General features: G+C 67.4%; 12 protein-coding genes. 8 read left to right on the top strand and 4 right to left on the bottom strand.

Translation table 11 applies throughout. From position 1 onward, the window contains the following. Positions 1-7: 7 nt before the first annotated feature. From ACP694_RS15000 to pyk, 7 genes are all read left to right on the top strand, one after another. A complete protein-coding gene (locus tag ACP694_RS15000) occupies positions 8-2,890 on the top strand; it encodes a tetratricopeptide repeat protein (RefSeq protein WP_426013633.1) in 2,883 nt (960 codons plus the stop codon). A gap of 247 nt (positions 2,891-3,137) precedes the next feature. Beyond that, a complete protein-coding gene (gene zwf, locus ACP694_RS14995; RefSeq protein WP_426013631.1) occupies positions 3,138-4,601 on the top strand; it encodes a glucose-6-phosphate dehydrogenase in 1,464 nt (487 codons plus the stop codon). 7 nt (positions 4,602-4,608) lie between these two features. Further along, positions 4,609-5,301 (top strand): 6-phosphogluconolactonase, encoded by a 693-nt coding sequence (gene pgl / locus ACP694_RS14990; protein ID WP_426013803.1) that lies wholly within the window; start codon positions 4,609-4,611, stop codon positions 5,299-5,301. 4 nt (positions 5,302-5,305) lie between these two features. Further along, positions 5,306-7,117, top strand: coding sequence for a phosphogluconate dehydratase (edd, locus tag ACP694_RS14985; protein ID WP_426013629.1), 1,812 nt, complete (start codon positions 5,306-5,308; stop codon positions 7,115-7,117). A gap of 12 nt (positions 7,118-7,129) precedes the next feature. Further along, positions 7,130-8,119 (top strand): glucokinase, encoded by a 990-nt coding sequence (gene glk, locus ACP694_RS14980; RefSeq protein ID WP_426013628.1) that lies wholly within the window; start codon positions 7,130-7,132, stop codon positions 8,117-8,119. A 125-nt stretch (positions 8,120-8,244) separates the two neighbouring features. After that, positions 8,245-9,261, top strand: coding sequence for a LacI family DNA-binding transcriptional regulator (locus tag ACP694_RS14975; protein WP_426013626.1), 1,017 nt, complete (start codon positions 8,245-8,247; stop codon positions 9,259-9,261). A 205-nt stretch (positions 9,262-9,466) separates the two neighbouring features. Continuing rightward, positions 9,467-10,897: a pyruvate kinase gene (gene pyk / locus ACP694_RS14970; protein WP_426013624.1), complete on the top strand. Its 1,431-nt coding sequence runs from the start codon at positions 9,467-9,469 to the stop codon at positions 10,895-10,897. Positions 10,898-11,217: 320 nt separating this feature from the next. Here pyk and ACP694_RS14965 read toward each other — a convergent pair whose 3' ends face one another. The 3 genes from ACP694_RS14965 to ACP694_RS14955 are packed head-to-tail and all read right to left on the bottom strand — an operon-like array spanning position 11,218 to position 14,215. Beyond that, the gene (locus tag ACP694_RS14965) at positions 11,218-12,366 is read right to left on the bottom strand and encodes an acyl-CoA dehydrogenase family protein (protein WP_426013622.1); all 1,149 of its coding nucleotides are present in this window, start codon (positions 12,364-12,366) and stop codon (positions 11,218-11,220) included. Position 12,367: 1 nt separating this feature from the next. Continuing rightward, positions 12,368-12,979: a 2-hydroxychromene-2-carboxylate isomerase gene (locus ACP694_RS14960; protein WP_426013620.1), complete on the bottom strand. Its 612-nt coding sequence runs from the start codon at positions 12,977-12,979 to the stop codon at positions 12,368-12,370. 15 nt (positions 12,980-12,994) lie between these two features. After that, positions 12,995-14,215 carry an acyl-CoA dehydrogenase family protein gene (locus ACP694_RS14955; protein ID WP_426013618.1) on the bottom strand — a complete coding sequence of 407 codons (1,221 nt, stop codon included), beginning with the start codon at positions 14,213-14,215 and terminating at the stop codon, positions 12,995-12,997. A gap of 198 nt (positions 14,216-14,413) precedes the next feature. Here ACP694_RS14955 and ACP694_RS14950 point away from each other — a divergent pair, with 198 nt between their 5' ends. Beyond that, positions 14,414-16,090: a phosphatidylglycerol lysyltransferase domain-containing protein gene (locus tag ACP694_RS14950; protein WP_426013616.1), complete on the top strand. Its 1,677-nt coding sequence runs from the start codon at positions 14,414-14,416 to the stop codon at positions 16,088-16,090. Here ACP694_RS14950 and ACP694_RS14945 read toward each other — a convergent pair. Then, positions 16,050-16,262 (bottom strand): hypothetical protein, encoded by a 213-nt coding sequence (locus tag ACP694_RS14945; RefSeq protein WP_426013615.1) that lies wholly within the window; start codon positions 16,260-16,262, stop codon positions 16,050-16,052. The two genes, ACP694_RS14950 and ACP694_RS14945, sit on opposite strands and share 41 nt — an antisense overlap. Between the last annotated feature and the right edge of the window lie 91 nt (positions 16,263-16,353).

The raw sequence follows: 16,353 nt of genomic DNA, 5'->3' as shown, positions 1-16,353 counted from the left end.
GCCAGGAATGAGGCTGGGGGCATTGCTAAGATCGAGCGTTGCGGCGATCTGCATTTTCGGGGTCGTGACCCCGTCGGTGTCGATCTCCGCCGCGCCGCGTCGTGCCCCCAATCCCCCGCCGCTCGAGGCGTCCGCCTCGACGTCTTCGCGGGGTCTTGAGGTTCGCGTCGCCCAAGCGCCCGACTTCACGCGACTGGAGTTCCCCGGCTCGCGCGGCATGCAGGCCCATCGCGAAGGTGCGACCTTGGTGCTGCGCTTCCGGCGAGACGCCAATCCCAACCTCACCGTCCTGAAAGTTTCGCCGCCGCGCTGGGTGCGCTCGGCCGAGGCCCGCCACGTCGGCGGCGTGGTCGAGATCGCTATCACCCTCAGCGACGACGCCGACTTCCGGGCCGGAAACGCGGACGGCGACGACTTCGTCAATCTGTTCGCTCGCCAGCAGGCCGCCAATGCGCCGGCGCCGGCGGCCGAGACCGCCGCGGCCGCCGCGCGCCGCCCCAGCCCGATGCCTGCGGGCGGCGTTGTGCCGGTCAAGTTCTCCAAGGCCGGCGGTCAGATCCAGCTGAGTTTCGAATGGGCCAATCCCGCCGGCGCCGCCGTCTTCCGCAGGGGCGAGGCGGTGTGGGTGGTGTTCGACACGCCGGCCCGGCTCGACATCGGCAAGCTGCCTTCCGGCACGCCGCAGTACCGCAGCATCCAGGCGTTCAAGGGACCCGACTACACCGCCCTGCGCATCAGCACCCCGCAAGGGACGCCGTTCTACGCCGACGGCGTGGGCGGCGGATGGACGATCGCCTTGGGCGCGGGCGTCCAGGATGCGCCCGATCTGATCCGGGTGGCTCGCGACGACAACGCCGCCCCCGCGACCCTTACCGCCAATGTCGCGGGCACGACCAAGACCCTATGGGTGGCCGACCCGGCCGTTGGCGATAACATCGCCGTCGCCACCGCCCTGGCGCCGTCCAAGGGCCTGCCGTCGCGCCGCGACTATGTCGAGATGGCCTTGCTGCAATCGGCTACCGGCTTGGCTGTCGAAAGCTATTCCGGCGACCTGCAGATGAGCGCCGAAGGCGACATCGTCCGCATCGGCCGCCCAAAGGGTCTGCTCCTGTCGTCAGCCGCCAGCGGTCAACAGTCCGACAACATGGTCGGAGCGCCCCAGGCCATGGCCATGCCCGCCCTGATCGACCCCGAACACTGGGCCAAGACCGGCTCGGGCGGCTTCATGGCCCGCTACGACGCCCTGCTCAGCGCCATTCCGGCGGCCAGCGACGGTTCGGGCAAGGGTGACGACACCGCGCCCCGCATGGCCCTGGCTCGGTTCCTCATCGGCTCGAACCTGTCGTACGAAGCGATCGGCGTGCTCAATGCCGCTGGTCGCGCGCACCAGACCCTGATGGGCGACGCCGAATTCCGCGGCCTGCGTGGTGTGGCCAAGGTGATGGCCCGCCGCTACACCGAGGCAGAGGCCGACTTCGCCTCGCCCGTCCTGGCCGATGATCCCTCCGCGGCCCTGTGGCGTGGCTATGTCGCCAGCAAGTCCGGCCAATGGGTTGACGCCAACGCCAAGTTCGTCGACGGCGCTCGCGCCTTGAACATGTTTCCAGCCCTGTGGCAGGCCCGGTTCCTCGGCGCCCAGGCCGAGGCGGCCGTCGGCGGCGGCGCGCCTGAGACCGCTATCCGCCTGATCAACCAGGCCCTGAAGCTGCCCAACATCCCGGTCGAGGACCAGCTTGAGCTCCGTTTAACCCTGGCCAAGGCCTTCGAGGCCAAGGGCGACAGCCGCGCCTTGCCGGTGTTCCAGGCCATCGCCCGGTGCGGAATCGACCGTCTGGCCGCGCCCGCCACCCTGCGCGCCATCCAACTTCGCCTGGCCAAGAACCAGATCAGCGCCGACGTCGCGGCCAAGGGTCTGGATCAACTGCGCTTCCGCTGGCGCGGCGACGGCGCCGAGCTCGACACCATCCGGGCCTTGGGCCAATTGCAGATCAGGCAAGGCCGCTATCGCGAAGCCCTGGAGGTGCTGCACTCGGCAGGCAACAATCTGCCCGACCTGCCGCAGGCGGTAGCGTTGCGCAACGACCTCAACCAGGCTTTCCGCGCCCTGTTCCTCGACGGCCTGGCCGACGGCATGCAGCCGATCCAGGCGGTGGGCCTGTTCTACGACTTCCAGGACCTGACCCCGATCGGCGCCGACGGCGACCAGATGGTCCGCAACCTGGTGCGCCGCCTGGTCGATGTCGACCTGCTCGACGAAGCCGCCAAGCTGCTCAAGTACCAGGTAGACAATCGCCTGAACGGCGTGCCCAAGGCTCAGGTGGCCACTGATCTGGCCTGGATCTACCTGATGGACCGCAAGCCTGAGAGCGCGCTGGACACCATCAACAGCACGCGCTCCACGGTCTTGCCGCCGGCCCTCAACGCCGAGCGTCGCCTGGCCACCGCCCGCGCCTTGATGGGTCTGGGCCGCTACGACGCGGCGCTGGAAGTCATCGAAAGCGACAAGGTCGGCGATGCCGAGGATATCCGCGCCGAGATCGCCTGGAAGCAGCACACCTGGCCCTTGGCCGGCGCGATGTACGAACGCGCCTTGGGCGATCGCTGGAAAACGCCGGGAACCCTGACCACCAACGAGGAAGCCAAGCTTCTCCGCGCCGGTGTGGCCTTTAGTCTGGCCGACGACGACGCGGGTCTGGGGCGCCTGCGTCAGCACTACAGCGGCTTCATCGACGGTGCGCGCAATCCGGACGGCCTGCGGGTCGCCCTGGCGGGCGCTGATCCGGCGGCGCTGTCCGGCGACGACTTCAGCCGGGTCACCGCCGACAACGAGGCCTTCAACGGCTGGGTGGCGAAGATGAAGGACCGCTTCCGGGCGCAGGCGGCCGGGTAGGCTGGCTGCCCTCATCGTCGCAATTTGCGATTTCCAATTGCCTGCCTGCCCATTGGTTTCGCGGCGTTCGCCTCTGCCTCGCCCGCCCAGACCCCATCGCCGTGGAAAAGCGATTGGTCTTATGGCGGCGATCGCGCAAACCCCTTAGTTAAGCGCCGCACGCGCCGTCCTGTCGGGAGCTCGACAGGCGGCCTCTTGCATTGCGCCGAGGGGCGTGTAATGACAACGTTGTCATAGGGTGGAAACATTGGCAGAAGAGACGAACACCGCTGAAGCGGGTCGAGAAGTGCTGGTCCTGCTAGGTGGCGCGGGCGACCTGGCCCTGCGGATGCTGTTGCCGTCGCTCTATTTCCTCGAAGTCGATCGCCTGCTGCCGCAAGATCTGCGAATCATCGGTTTGGCGCGTCATGATCATGACGCCGACGGCTACCGCGCGCTGGTGCGCGAGCAGCTCGGCAAGCGCGCCGACGTGGAGGAGGGGGCGTGGAGCCGTCTCGCCGCGCGCCTGGATTACATCTCGGTCGACATCACCAAGGAAGAGGGCGCCAAGGCGCTGGCTGACAAGATCGGCAAACACGGCGAACTGGTGATCTACTTCGCCCTGTCGCCGAGCCTGTACGGCTCGGTCTGTCAGGCTTTGCAAGCCGCTGAGCTCACGGGTCCGCAAACCCGCCTGGTGCTGGAAAAGCCGATCGGCCGCGACCTCGAGAGCTCGCGCGCCATCAACGGCGCGGTGGGCGTGGTCGTTGATGAAAGTCAGATTTTCCGCATCGACCACTATCTGGGCAAGGAGACGGTCCAGAACCTGACCGCCCTGCGCTTCGCCAACGTGCTGTTCGAGCCCCTGTGGGACAACAAGCACATCGACCACGTGCAGATCACCATCGCCGAGACCGAGAAGGTCGGGGAGCGGTGGCCCTATTACGACGAGTACGGCGCCCTGCGCGATATGGTGCAGAACCACCTGCTGCAACTGCTGTGCCTTGTCGCCATGGAAGCGCCCTCGGGCTTCGACCCTGACGCCGTGCGCGACGAGAAGGTCAAGGTGCTCCGGTCCCTTCGCCCCTTTACCAAGGCCAATGTCGCTCATGACACCGTGCGCGGCCAATATGTGGCGGGCGTCGTCGATGGCACGGCGCGCAAAGGCTATCTGGAAGAGGTCGGCAAAGCCTCGAAGACGGAGACCTTCGTCGCCCTGAAGGTCGATATCGACAACTGGCGCTGGTCCGGCGTGCCGTTCTTCCTGCGCACAGGCAAGAACCTACCCGACCGCCGCACCCAGATCGTCGTGCAGTTCAAGCCCGTGCCGCACAACATCTTCAGCAACGCCGCCCAGGGCGAGACACGAGCCAATCGCCTGGTCATCGATCTGCAGCCGGACGAAGACATCTCGCTGACCGTGATGACCAAACGCCCGGGGCTGTCGGAAGAGGGCATGCGCCTGCAGTCGCTCCCGTTGTCCCTCGCGATGAGTTCGGCCGGCAGCCGCCGCCGGATCGCCTATGAGAAGCTGCTGCTAGACGTGTTCCGGGGCGATCGCACCCTGTTCGTTCGGCGTGACGAAGTCGAGCAGGCCTGGAAGTTCGTCGACGGCGTCTCGGCTGCCTGGGCTGAGGCCGGCACCGAGGCGGCGCCCTATGCGGCGGGCACCTGGGGTCCGCACGGCGCCTCGGCGCTGATCGCGCCGCAAGGCCGGGCCTGGAACGAGTAGGGTGGCCGTGACCCTCCCCGAGATCGAAACCTTCCCGTCGCGCGAGGCGCTGTATGACGCCGCCGCCTCGGTGCTGGTCTCGGCCCTGACCGACGCCGTCGCCCTGCACGGCGCGGCGGGCTTCGCCGCCACCGGCGGCTCGACGCCGGCCCCAGTCTATGACCGCCTGGCCAAGCTGACCGCGCCTTGGGACAAGGTCACCGTCACCCTGACCGACGAGCGCTGCGTGCCACCGTCGGACGCCAGCAGCAATGAGGGCCTGGTCCGTCGTCACCTGCTTGTGGACAAGGCGGCCAAGGCGGCGTTCGCGCCGCTATATTTCGCGGACCTGGCCCAGGATGAGGCGGCTGAAAAGGCCGAGGCGGGCGTGGCCCAGGCCTTGCCGTTCGGGGCCGTTTTGCTAGGCGTCGGCCCAGATGGCCACTTCGCCTCGCTGTTCCCGGGCAATCTGGTGCTGGAGGCCGGCCTGGATCCCACGTCCGAGCGGACGGTGATCGCCGTGCCGCCCGGCGCGCCCGCGCCGGACCTGCCTCGGATCAGCCTGACTTTCCAGGCGTTGATCCAGTCGTCGTTGATCGTCTTGCTGGTCACTGGCGAGGCCAAGCGGATGTTGCTTGAAGGGCCGGTCGATCCCAGCCTGCCGATCGCCGCCATCTTGAACCAGGACCACGCCCCGGTCCGTATCCTGTGGGCGGAGTAGCACCATGTCCATGAACCCCGTCATCGCGGAAGTCACCGCCCGGATCATCGCACGCAGCCGGAGCAGCCGCGCCACCTATCTGGCCAATCTCGACGCTGCGGCCGCCGCCCAGCCGGGTCGCGCCAAGCTATCCTGCGCCAACTGGGCCCATGCCTTCGCGGCCTCGCCGGGCGTCGACAAGGTCCGCGCCCTCGACCCGAACGCCCCCAACCTCGGCATCGTCTCGGCCTATAATGACATGCTGTCGGCCCACCAACCGCTGGAGGAATATCCGGCCCTGATCAAGGAGGCCGCGCGCGAGGTCGGGGCCACCGCCCAGTTCGCCGGCGGCGTGCCGGCCATGTGCGACGGGGTCACCCAGGGCCGGCCGGGCATGGAGCTGTCGCTGTTCTCGCGCGACGTGATCGCCATGGCCACCGGCATCGCCCTGACCCACGACGCCTTCGATGGGGCGCTGTACCTCGGCGTTTGCGACAAGATCGTGCCGGGCCTGATGATCGGCGCCCTGACCTTCAGCCACCTGCCAGCGATGTTCGTGCCGGCCGGACCGATGACCTCGGGTCTCCCCAATTCGGAAAAGGCCCGTATCCGCGCCCTCTATGCCGAGGGCAAGGTCGGGCGCGAGGAACTGCTGGCCGCCGAGAGCGCCAGCTACCACGGCCCCGGCACCTGCACCTTCTACGGCACAGCCAACACCAACCAGATGCTGATGGAGCTGATGGGCCTGCACCTGCCGGGCTCGGCCTTCGTGCATCCGCATACGCCGCTGCGCACCGCCCTGGTGAAAGAGGCCGCCAAGCGCGTCGCAGCCATCACCCACAAGGGTAATGACTGGATACCGATCGGCCGGGTGATCGACGAAAAGGCCGTGGTCAATGGCGTGGTCGGCCTGATGGCCACCGGCGGTTCGACCAACCTGGCCCTGCACCTGGTCGCCATGGCCCACGCCGCAGGGATCATCCTGACCCTCGAGGACATGGACGACATCTCCAAGGCCACGCCGCTGCTGGCCAAGGTCTATCCCAACGGCTCGGCCGACGTGAACCAGTTCCACGCTGCGGGCGGCATCCATTTCGTGGTCAAGGAACTGCTGAAGGCGGGCTTGGCCCACGAGGACGTGCTGACCGTCGCTGGCCCGGGCCTCTCGCGCTACACCCAGGAGCCGATCCTGGTCGATGGCGTGCTGACCTGGCGTGAGGGCGCTGACGAGTCGCTGGACCTCAACATCCTGCGTCCGGCCTCCGAGCCATTCAGCCCCGAAGGCGGCCTGCGTTTGCTGCAGGGTAACCTCGGCCGCGGGGTGATCAAGATCTCGGCCGTCAAGCCCGAGCACCAGGTGATTACCGCTCCGGCCGCCGTGTTCCAGGAACAGGAAGACTTCATCGCCGCCTTCAAGCGCGGCGAGCTGGACCGCGACGTGGTGGTGGTGGTGCGATTCCAGGGCCCGTCGGCCAATGGCATGCCCGAACTGCACAACCTGTCGCCGTCGATCTCTGTGCTGCTGGACCGCGGCTTCAAGGTGGCCCTGGTCACCGACGGCCGGATGTCGGGCGCCTCGGGCAAGACCCCGGCGGCCATCCACCTGACGCCGGAAGCGGCCAAGGGCGGACCTCTGGCCTATGTCCAGGACGGCGACGTCATTTCTCTCAACGCCCACACGGGCGACCTTAAAATCCTGGTGGACGAGGCGACCTTGCGCGCCCGCACGCCGGCGAGCGTCCCGGCGTCCAAGCCGGGCTATGGGCGGGAACTCTTCGGCCTGTTGCGATCGGGGGTCGGCGCGTCCGACCACGGCGCCTCCGTGCTGTTTGCTTAGGAAGAGACGGATATGAGCGGCTTGAACTCCATCGGACTGGGCCTTGTTGGCGACATTGGCGGCACCAACGCGCGGTTCGCCCTGGTCGATTTCGACGGCGCTGATCCCCAGCTGATCGAGCCCACCTCGTACAAGGGCGAGGACTACGGCACGGCCGAGGACGCCATCGAGCACTATCTGGCCAAGATGGGCGTCAAGCACGCCGACCAGGCGGTGGTGGCCGTGGCCGGTCCGATCGAGCACGGCACGGTGCGCTTCACCAACAGCGACTGGAAGCTGTCGGAAGACAGCCTGCGCCGCGCCGGCGGCTTCCGCTCGGCCAGGCTGATTAACGACTTCACTGCTCAGGCCCTAGCCGCCCCGCGCCTGGCGCCCAAGGATCTACGCCAGATCGGCTCGCTGCCGACCTCGGGAGAGGGCGATCTGGCCATCCTAGGCCCCGGCACCGGATTCGGCGCGGCGGGCATGGTGCGCCGGCACGGCGTCGAGACGCCCCTCACCACCGAGGGCGGCCACATAGCCTTCGCCCCGACCGACGAGGTCGAGATCGAAGTCCTTCGCGTACTGCTCAAGCGCTTTGGCCGCTGCTCGATCGAGCGCCTGCTGTCGGGTCCCGGCATGGAAGACCTCCACGTCATCCTGGGCGAGATCGACGGCCGCAAGGTCGATGAGTTGACCGCCAAGCAGATCACCGAGGAGGGCGTCGCCGGCCACGACTGCTGCAAGGTGACGATCGATCGCTTCTGCGCCATTCTCGGCTCCTCGGCGGGCGACCTGGCCCTGGCGCTGGGCGCGCGGGGCGGGGTGTTCATCGCCGGCGGCATCGCGCCGCGCATCGTCGATCTGCTGGAAAAGAGCCAGTTCCGCGAACGGTTCGAGGCCAAAGGCCGGCTCAGCCACTTCACCCGCGACATCCCCACCCACGTGATTATGAACCCGCACACCGCTCTGATCGGCGCAGCCGTGGCCATGACTCCGGATGGCCGGGCGGCGATCTCCTAAAGGGGGTCCAACCTAGAACAACGCACGGCGGCTCGCTTTCCACGCGAAAGGGGGCTCGCCTTGACAAGGCTGTCATGGCTTATTGCGTGGCTTGTCGCTTTCCCGACGCTTCGCGAGGCCCAGTCTTGAGTTCCAAGGTTACGATCCACGAGGTCGCCCGTCTGTCGGGCGTTTCGATCAAGACCGTGTCGCGGGTGCTGAACCGCGAGCCGAACGTCAAGACCGACACCCGCACGCGGGTGCAGGAGGCTGTGGCCGCCTTGAATTATCGGCCCAATATCTCGGCACGGAGCCTGGCAGGGTCCAAGGCCTATCTGATCGGCGTGTTCTTCGACAACCCCAGCCCCGCCTATGTCACCGACGTGCAACTGGGCGCGATCGCCCGCTGCCGGGAGGAGGGCTACCACCTGATCGTCGAGCCCCTGGACTCCCAGGGCGACGTCGCCGCCCAGGTGGAGCCCATGCTGCACACCCTGCGCATGGACGGCGTGATCCTCACCCCGCCCGTCTGCGATAACACCGCCGTGCTCGATGTGCTGGAAGCCGAGGGTGTGCCCTATGTGCGGCTGTCACCCGACCAGGACCTGGGTCGCTCGGCCCATGTGCGCATGGACGACGTGCGCGCGGCCTATGAGATGACCGGCCATCTGATCGCTCTCGGCCACACCGACATTGGCTTTATCAAGGGCCACCCCGACCACGGCGCCTCGCATTTGCGCTACGAGGGCTACCTCCAGGCGATGAAGGAGCACGGCCACGCCGTGCGCGGGGACCATGTGGAGCAGGGCTATTTCTCGTTCCGCTCCGGTTTCGAGGCGGCCGAACGACTGCTCGCCGGCGATGACCGCCCCACCGCCATCTTCGCCTCCAATGACGACATGGCCCTGGGCGTCATGGCGGTGGCCAATCGCCTACGTCTGGAGGTGCCTCAAACCCTGTCCGTAGCCGGCTTCGACGACACGCCTGGCGCTAAGGTGGTCTGGCCGCAACTCACCACCGTGCGCCAGCCGATCCAGGCCATGGCCGCGGCCGCCGCCGACCTGCTGCTGGGGGGATCCAAGCGCGGCGAAGGCGAGGCTCCGCCCTCGCGTTTGCTCGACTTCCAGCTGGTGGTCCGCGAGTCGACCGGTCCCGTCCGCTAAGCGGTCCAAATCGCCCATCCGGTAATATGGATGGAATCCCCGAGACGTTGACGCTAAGTCAGCAATGGCGAATCCGGAACGGGATCGTTAGACAACGTTGTCAGGTGCGAAATTCGAGAATGATGTTCGCCCGACGCAAAAACTTTCCGCAATGCGTCATTTGTTGCCGCGTTGCAGCATTGTTCAGCCTCACCGGAGCAGGTTCATGATCCGCGCGCGCCGCTCCCGCATTGTCGCCACCATCGGTCCGGCCAGTAGTTCGCACGAGATGATTGTGAGACTGGCCAAGGCCGGCGCCGACGTTTTCCGCCTGAACTTCAGCCACGGCAGCCACGAAAACCACGCTGCGGCCTACAACGCCATCCGCGCGGCCGAAGCGGTGGTCGGGCGGCCGCTGGGCATATTGGCGGACCTGCAGGGTCCCAAGCTCCGTGTCGGTAAGTTCGCCAAGGGCCCGGTCTCGCTGAAGGCGGGCCAGGCGTTTCGCTTCGACAGCGACGCGGCGCCCGGAGACGAAACTCGCGTCTGCCTGCCGCATCCAGAGATCCTGGTGGCCATGCGTCCCGGCGCGACCCTGCTGCTGGATGACGGCAAGTTGCGGATGACCGTCACCGACGCTGGTCCCGGCTACGCCAACACCAAGGTGGTCAACGGCGGCAAGCTGTCGGAGCGCAAGGGCGTCGCCGTGCCGGACGTCGTGATCCCGATGTCGCCGCTGACGCCGAAGGACCGCGAGGACCTGGCTTTCGCCCTCCGTCTTGGCGTCGACTGGATCGCTCTGTCATTCGTCCAGGCCCCCGAGGACATGGCCGAGTTGCGCCGCATCGTCGAAGGCCGCGCCGCCGTGCTGGCCAAGATCGAGAAGCCCCAGGCCCTGGAATGCCTCGGCGCGATCATGGACCTCTGCGACGGCGTGATGGTCGCGCGTGGCGACCTCGGCGTGGAGATGGCCCCCGAAGAAGTGCCGGTAGCCCAGAAGATCATGCTGCGCGCGGCGCGTGAACGGGGCATCCCGGTGATCGTCGCGACCCAGATGCTGGAATCCATGACCAGCTCGCCCACCCCGACTCGAGCCGAGGCCTCCGACGTCGCCAACGCCGTCTATGAGGGCGCGGACGCGGTGATGCTGTCGGCCGAAAGCGCGGCCGGCGACTATCCAGAAGAGTCCGTGGCGATGATGAGCCGCATCATCGAGCGGGTGGAGCGCGACCCGCGCTGGCCTGAACTGATGCAGGCCGAGCAACCGCATGACGACGAGGACGCCGACGTGCTGGTGGTCGCCGCCGCCCAAGCCGCCAAGTCCGGCTCGACCAAGTGCCTTGTGGCTTTCACCACCACCGGAGCCACGGCCCGTCGCCTGGCGCGCGAGCGGCCGTTGCAGCCGGTGCTGGCCCTGTCGCCGCAGATCGACGCCGTGCGTCGCATGTGCCTGGTCTGGGGCGTTGAAGCCCGCGTCTCCGCCCAGCCCGATAGCCTCGAGGTGGTCACCACCGACGCCATCGCCAAGGCCGTGGATCTGGGTCTTGTCGGTCCGGGCGAACGCCTGCTGATCGTGGCTGGCACCCCTTTCGGCGCGCCTGGGGCCGCTAATCTGTTGCGTCTGGCCCATGCGCCGTTCCCGGCGCGCAAGCGGTAGAGGTCAGGTGAAAGACACCGGCAGCAGTCGCTGGTATCCCCGCCGCACCGCACCGCACCGCCCCCTAGCGCTCGCAGGTCAGGGCGACCAGGCCCGGCCGGTCGAGGATATCGACCTGCTTGGCCCTGTCGCCTCACGTGTCAACGCATGGACTTTGCTGCTTCCTCGATGACCTGAAGGTAGTCTTCGAGGCTAGAGCATTTTTCGAGCTAAGTGTTTCCGGTTCGCGTGAAGAAAAATGCGTCAAAACAAAAGATTAGAGCTCACGGCCTGACGCAGTCAGGTCGGGAAATGCTCTAGCCTGGGCGAGCGGGCTGCGGCTAGAACCCTGAAAGCCGTGCGTAACGATCCCGATGGAACGACGGGCCGCCGAAAAGGGCCTCGGCCACCCGCGCGCGCTTCATGTAGAGGCCGGCGTCATGGGCGTCGGTCATGCCGATGCCGCCATGCATCTGGATCATCTCATTGGACGCCAGGTGCAACACTTCGCTGGCCTTGGCCTTGGCGAGCGACGACAGCAGGCGGGTGTCACCCCCCCCTGTCAACGAATGGGCGTCGGCGGCTTCCAGGGCGGCCTCGACGCAGGAGCGCGTGGTCTCCAGATCGGTGAACAGCTTTGCGGCGCGGTGCTGCAGCGCCTGGAAGGCGCCGATGACCTGGCCGAACTGGGTGCGGGTCTTGATGTAGTCGAGGGTGATCTCGAAGGCTGCGGTGGCCGTGCCCAGCATCTCGGCGGCCAGGCCCGCATAGGCGCGGTCGAGGACCGGTTCGAGGATCGCCCAGCCGGCGCCGACCTCGCCCAACACCGCGTCCGCGCCGACCTGCACCCCGTCGAAGGTGATCCGCGCCGCGCCGCGGCTATCGACCAGGGCCAGATGCGTTCGTGTAACGCCCGCTGCATCGGCCGGGACAAGGAAAAGGGTGATCCCGTCGCTGTCGCCCGCCGCGCCGGCCGTGCGGGCGACGACGATCAGCAGGTCGGCCGCGTCGCCGTCCAGCACGAAGGTCTTGATCCCGTTGAGGACGAAGCCGCCGCCGGAGGCCGTGCCTGACAGGCCGAGGTTCAGCGGCGCGTGGTGAGCGCCCTCGTCGATGGCCAAGGTCGCGATGACTTCGCCTGTAGCGATCTTCGGAAGCCAGGCGGCCTTCTGGGCGTCTGAGCCGCCCAGGGTCAGGGCCGAGGCGGCGATCATGGCGGTGGAGAGCAAAGGCGAGGCCACCAGACTTCGGCCGGTTTCCTCCAGGATCAGCCCCAGCCCCAGATAGCCGAAGCCCGAGCCGCCATGCTCTTCGGGCACGATCACCCCGGCCCAACCCATGGCGCCCATCTCGGCCCAGGTCGCCGGGTCGAAGCTGGCCTTGGAGCCGCCGTCGCGCAGCTTGCGCAGGGCGCCGACCGGGGCGCTGTCCTGCGTCCAGCCTTTGGCGGCGTCGCGCAGCATGGTCTGTTCTTCGGTCAGGACGGCCATGTCAGGCTTGCTCCAAGGTTTGATGGCGGACAGCCCATTCGAGGGCGGTCTCGAGACGGTCATTGCCCCAGAAGAGCTCGCCGTCGGCGGTGACGAAGCTGGGCGCGCCGAACAGGCCGCGCTCCTGGGCCTGGCGGACATGGTCCTTCAGGCGGGCCTTGATCGGGTCTGTGTTGGCGGCGGCCAGCACGGCGTCAGGACCCGCGCCGACCGAGGCGATCAGCGGCGCCAGCACCTCGGCCTGCGATATGTCCTGGTCATCGACGAAATTGGCCTGGTAGACGGCGCGGCTGAAGGCCGGGGTCCAGCCCTCCTCAAGCCCGCAGATCGCCACCCGCGCGGCCAGCAGCCCGTTGCGCGGAAACTGGCTGGGACGGACCAGCGGCAGGCCTTCCATGTCGCAGACCCGCTGCAGGTCGCGCCACATGTAGTCGCCCTTCACGGGGAAGGTGTTGAACGGACTGTCCGTCAGGCCCTGCTGCTCGTGGAAAAGCGGCCCCAACAGGAACGGCCGCCATTCCACGGTCACGCCCGCCTGTTCGGCCAGGCGCTCGACCCGCATGGCAGCGGGATAGCTGTAGGTGGAGCCGAACTCGTACCAAAACTCGATCATGGGTCTTCGCCGTTGCTACTGGTGATCCAGCAAGCCTAGCACCCGCTTGGCGACGACATTCAAATTGACCTCGCTGGTGCCGCCCTCGATCGAGTTGCCCTTGGCGCGCAGCATGGCCCGCAGGGCGTTGAGCTCGTCGCGCTCGAAGCCTTCGCCCTCCCAGCCCAGGCCTTGAAGGCCGAGCGCTTCGACCAGCAGCTCGGTGCGCTCCTGGTTCATCTTGGCGGCCGCGTACTTGATGATCGAGACGGCGGCGCTCGGGCCGGAACCGGTCTTGGACTCCGTCTCGGCGCGGCGCACCGTCAGCATAAAGGCATGGGCCTCCATGCGGTGCTGGGCGATGCGGGCCCGCAGGTCACCGTCGGCCAGGCGGCCCAGGGCGTCGACGCCGATCTCCTTCTTGGCCGCCTCGACCAGATCCAGCCCGCCGCCGCCGCCGAAGCCCGAGGCGCTGATGTTCTGCCGTTCGTACTGTAGCAGCCGCTTGGCAATGTCCCAGCCGCCATTGACCTTGCCGACCAGCTGGTCCTTGGGAACCTTCACATTGTCGAAGAAGGTCTCGCAAAACGGCGAGCTGCCGCTGATCAGCTTGATCGGCCGCGCCTCGACGCCGGGCGAGGTCATGTCGAACAGCACGAACGAGATGCCCTCGTGCTTCTTGCTGGTGTCGGTGCGCACCAAACAAAAGATCCAGTCCGCCTGGTCGGCGTAGCTGGTCCACACCTTCTGGCCGTTGATCAGCCAGTGGTCGCCCCCATCCTTGTCGATAATGGCTTCGCATTTTGTCTGCAGGGCCGCGAGGTCCGAGCCCGCGCCCGGCTCGCTATAGCCCTGGCACCAACGGGACTCGCCCCGGACGATCTGCGGCAGGAAGCGCTTCTTTTGTTCTTCGGTGGCGTATTCCAGTAGCACCGGCCCCAGCATCCAGACGCCGAAACTCATCAGGGCCGGGCGGGCCTTGAGGCGGCGCAACTCCTGCTCGAGCACCTTGTTCTGGGCCTTGGACAGCCCGCCGCCGCCATATTCCGCCGGCCACATGGGCGCCGTCCAGCCACGTTCGGCCATGCGGTCCAGCCAAAGCTTGGCGTCGGGGTTCTTCCACTGGAACCTGCGGCCGCCCCAAGGCGCATCGTCCTCGCCCATTGGGGCGTGCAGCGACGTCGGATAATTGGTCTCCAGCCAGGCCCGCGTCTCGGCGCGGAAAGCATCCAGTTCGCTGCCGCCAAAATCCGCCATGGCTGTTCTCCCGAATGCTCGCGCGTCGCCGCGACGCTTATCCGCGCCGTCGGAGCGCAGACTACGCCAGGAAACGGCTGGGGCAAGCCAAGATTCAAACGGCCGTTTATCACGTGGCGGGCGACCCTGGTCGGCAAGCCGGGCTATACAGGGGACCGATGACGTGTCCCGCTCGGGATTCGCCTCCCAGGGGTCTAGATGCCGTCCGCGCCTGAACTGAGACCGGCGGCCCTGGCCGTTGCGCCGACCCTGGCGGCCATCCTGGCTGCGAGCGCGGGAATCCTGCTGCTGGCCTCCGGCGCGACGCCCTCGGAGCCGACCCGCTTCGCGATCTGGGTGGCCATCGCGCCTGGCCCGCTGATCGAGGTCAGCCACTTCATCTCGTCGATCCTCGGCCTCGTCCTCATCCTGCTGGCTTTCGGCCTGCGCTCGCGCCTCGACGCGGCCTGGTGGGCGGCGCTGGTCTGCCTGGCCGGGGGCGCGATCCTGGCGCTGTTCAAGGGGCTGAACTGGGAAGAGACGGTCATTCTGACCGCTATCCTGCTGGCGATCCTGCCGTTTCATGAGGCCTTCCCACGCAAGGCGGCGCTGTTTCGGATGGAGATCACGCCCGGCTGGCTGCTGTCGGCCGCCGCCGCCCTGGGCGGGGTGGCGCTATGCGGCTGGTGGACCTTCCGCCACACCGAATATGCCGACCAGTCGGTGATGAAGATGATCGGCGACAAGGACGTGGCCCGCGCCATCCGCTCCTCTGCCGCCGCCGCCATCACCCTGATGGGCATAGGCGTCTGGCGGCTGATCTCCACCCCGGCGACCCCGCCAGTGGTCGACGACACCGATCCGGACTTCGACCGGGTCCGCGCCATCCTGGCCAAGGCCGAGGCCGCCGAGCCGCCATCGAACCTGGCGCTGCTGGGCGACAAGCGCTTTCTGTTCTCGGCCTCGGGGGAGAGCTTCCTGATGTTTGGCGTCCGCGGCCGCTCGTGGATCGCCATGGGACCTCCCGTGGGCCGAGAGGACGAGCGCATGGAGCTCTTCTGGCGGTTCCGCGAACTGGCCGACGCCCACGCCGCCCGCGCCGGCTTCTACGCCCTAGGCCCAGGCGACCTGCCCGACAGCGTCGACCTAGGCCTGGCCATCCAAAAAACCGGCGAGAGCGCCGCCGTGCCGCTGGAGGCCTTCTCCATGGCCGGCCGCCGCCGCGAGGTGCTGCGCCGTAACTGGCGCAAGGCCGGGGAAGGCGGGGCGGCCTTCGAGGTCATACCCGCCGATCAGGTCCGTGCGGTGATGGACGACCTCAAAGCCATTTCCGACGTCTGGCTGGGCCACCACGCCGGGGGCGAGAAAGCCTTTTCGATGGGGGGCTTTGAGCCACGCTATGTCGCCGAGTTCCCCGTCGCCCTGGTGCGGGTCGAAAACCAGATCGTCGCCTTCGCCACCCTTTGGACCACGGCGGGCAAGGTGTCGTTCTCGATGGACCTGATGCGCTATTCCGAGGAAGCGCCCAAGAATGTCATGGACTACCTGTTCGTCGAGTTGCTGGGTTGGGGCAAGGAACAGGGCTACCAGGCGTTCGAGTTCGGCGTCGCGCCCCTGGCCGGCCTGGATGACCGGCCGCTAGCCCCGATCATGTCGCGCGTGGGGCGTCTGCTCTACGAGCGCGGCGAGGAAATCTATAATTTCCAGGGCGTACGGCGGTACAAGGACAAGTACGATCCGGTCTGGCAGCCGCGCTACATTGCCGCGCCTCACAAGTGGGCGATCCCTTTTCTGCTCGCCGATATCGGTTTGCTGTCGTCGGGCGGCGTCTCCGGCCTGACGAAACGGCCGCGACCTAGTAGCGCGGGTCGCCCGTCTTCAGCCCCAGCAGGTTGAGGGCGTGAGCTGTTAGCAACAGCGCCAGCACGGCGCCGGCGACCATCAGCGGCCGCCACGGCATCATGCGCGGACCCTTTAAAACATTGAGCGGAAGCCCTCCGCGCCAGCCGCAAAACACGGTCAGGGCGAGGGCGGCCAGTGCGGCCGCGATTGTCGTGGTCAGGTCCATCGGCCCCTCATGGCCTGCGACAATCGGCCGTGTAAATGGTTAACGTCCGTTAACCACGTTGGGCCGAATCTTAGGTACATAGATTCGGACT

It is taken from the genome of Caulobacter sp. DWR2-3-1b2, assembly GCF_049896345.1.
Taxonomy (GTDB): Bacteria; Pseudomonadota; Alphaproteobacteria; order Caulobacterales; family Caulobacteraceae; genus Caulobacter.
This window is presented reverse-complemented; position numbering and strand designations above follow the sequence as displayed.

Coding starts and splice junctions, on each gene's coding strand:
- ACP694_RS15000 (WP_426013633.1), top strand. CDS start 8: ATGAGGCTGGGGGCATTGCTAAGATCGAGCGTTGCGGCGATCTGCATT.
- edd (WP_426013629.1), top strand. CDS start 5,306: ATGTCCATGAACCCCGTCATCGCGGAAGTCACCGCCCGGATCATCGCA.
- glk (WP_426013628.1), top strand. CDS start 7,130: ATGAGCGGCTTGAACTCCATCGGACTGGGCCTTGTTGGCGACATTGGC.
- pyk (WP_426013624.1), top strand. CDS start 9,467: ATGATCCGCGCGCGCCGCTCCCGCATTGTCGCCACCATCGGTCCGGCC.
- ACP694_RS14965 (WP_426013622.1), bottom strand. CDS start 12,366: ATGGCCGTCCTGACCGAAGAACAGACCATGCTGCGCGACGCCGCCAAA.
- ACP694_RS14960 (WP_426013620.1), bottom strand. CDS start 12,979: ATGATCGAGTTTTGGTACGAGTTCGGCTCCACCTACAGCTATCCCGCT.
- ACP694_RS14955 (WP_426013618.1), bottom strand. CDS start 14,215: ATGGCGGATTTTGGCGGCAGCGAACTGGATGCTTTCCGCGCCGAGACG.
- ACP694_RS14950 (WP_426013616.1), top strand. CDS start 14,414: ATGCCGTCCGCGCCTGAACTGAGACCGGCGGCCCTGGCCGTTGCGCCG.
- ACP694_RS14945 (WP_426013615.1), bottom strand. CDS start 16,262: ATGGACCTGACCACGACAATCGCGGCCGCACTGGCCGCCCTCGCCCTG.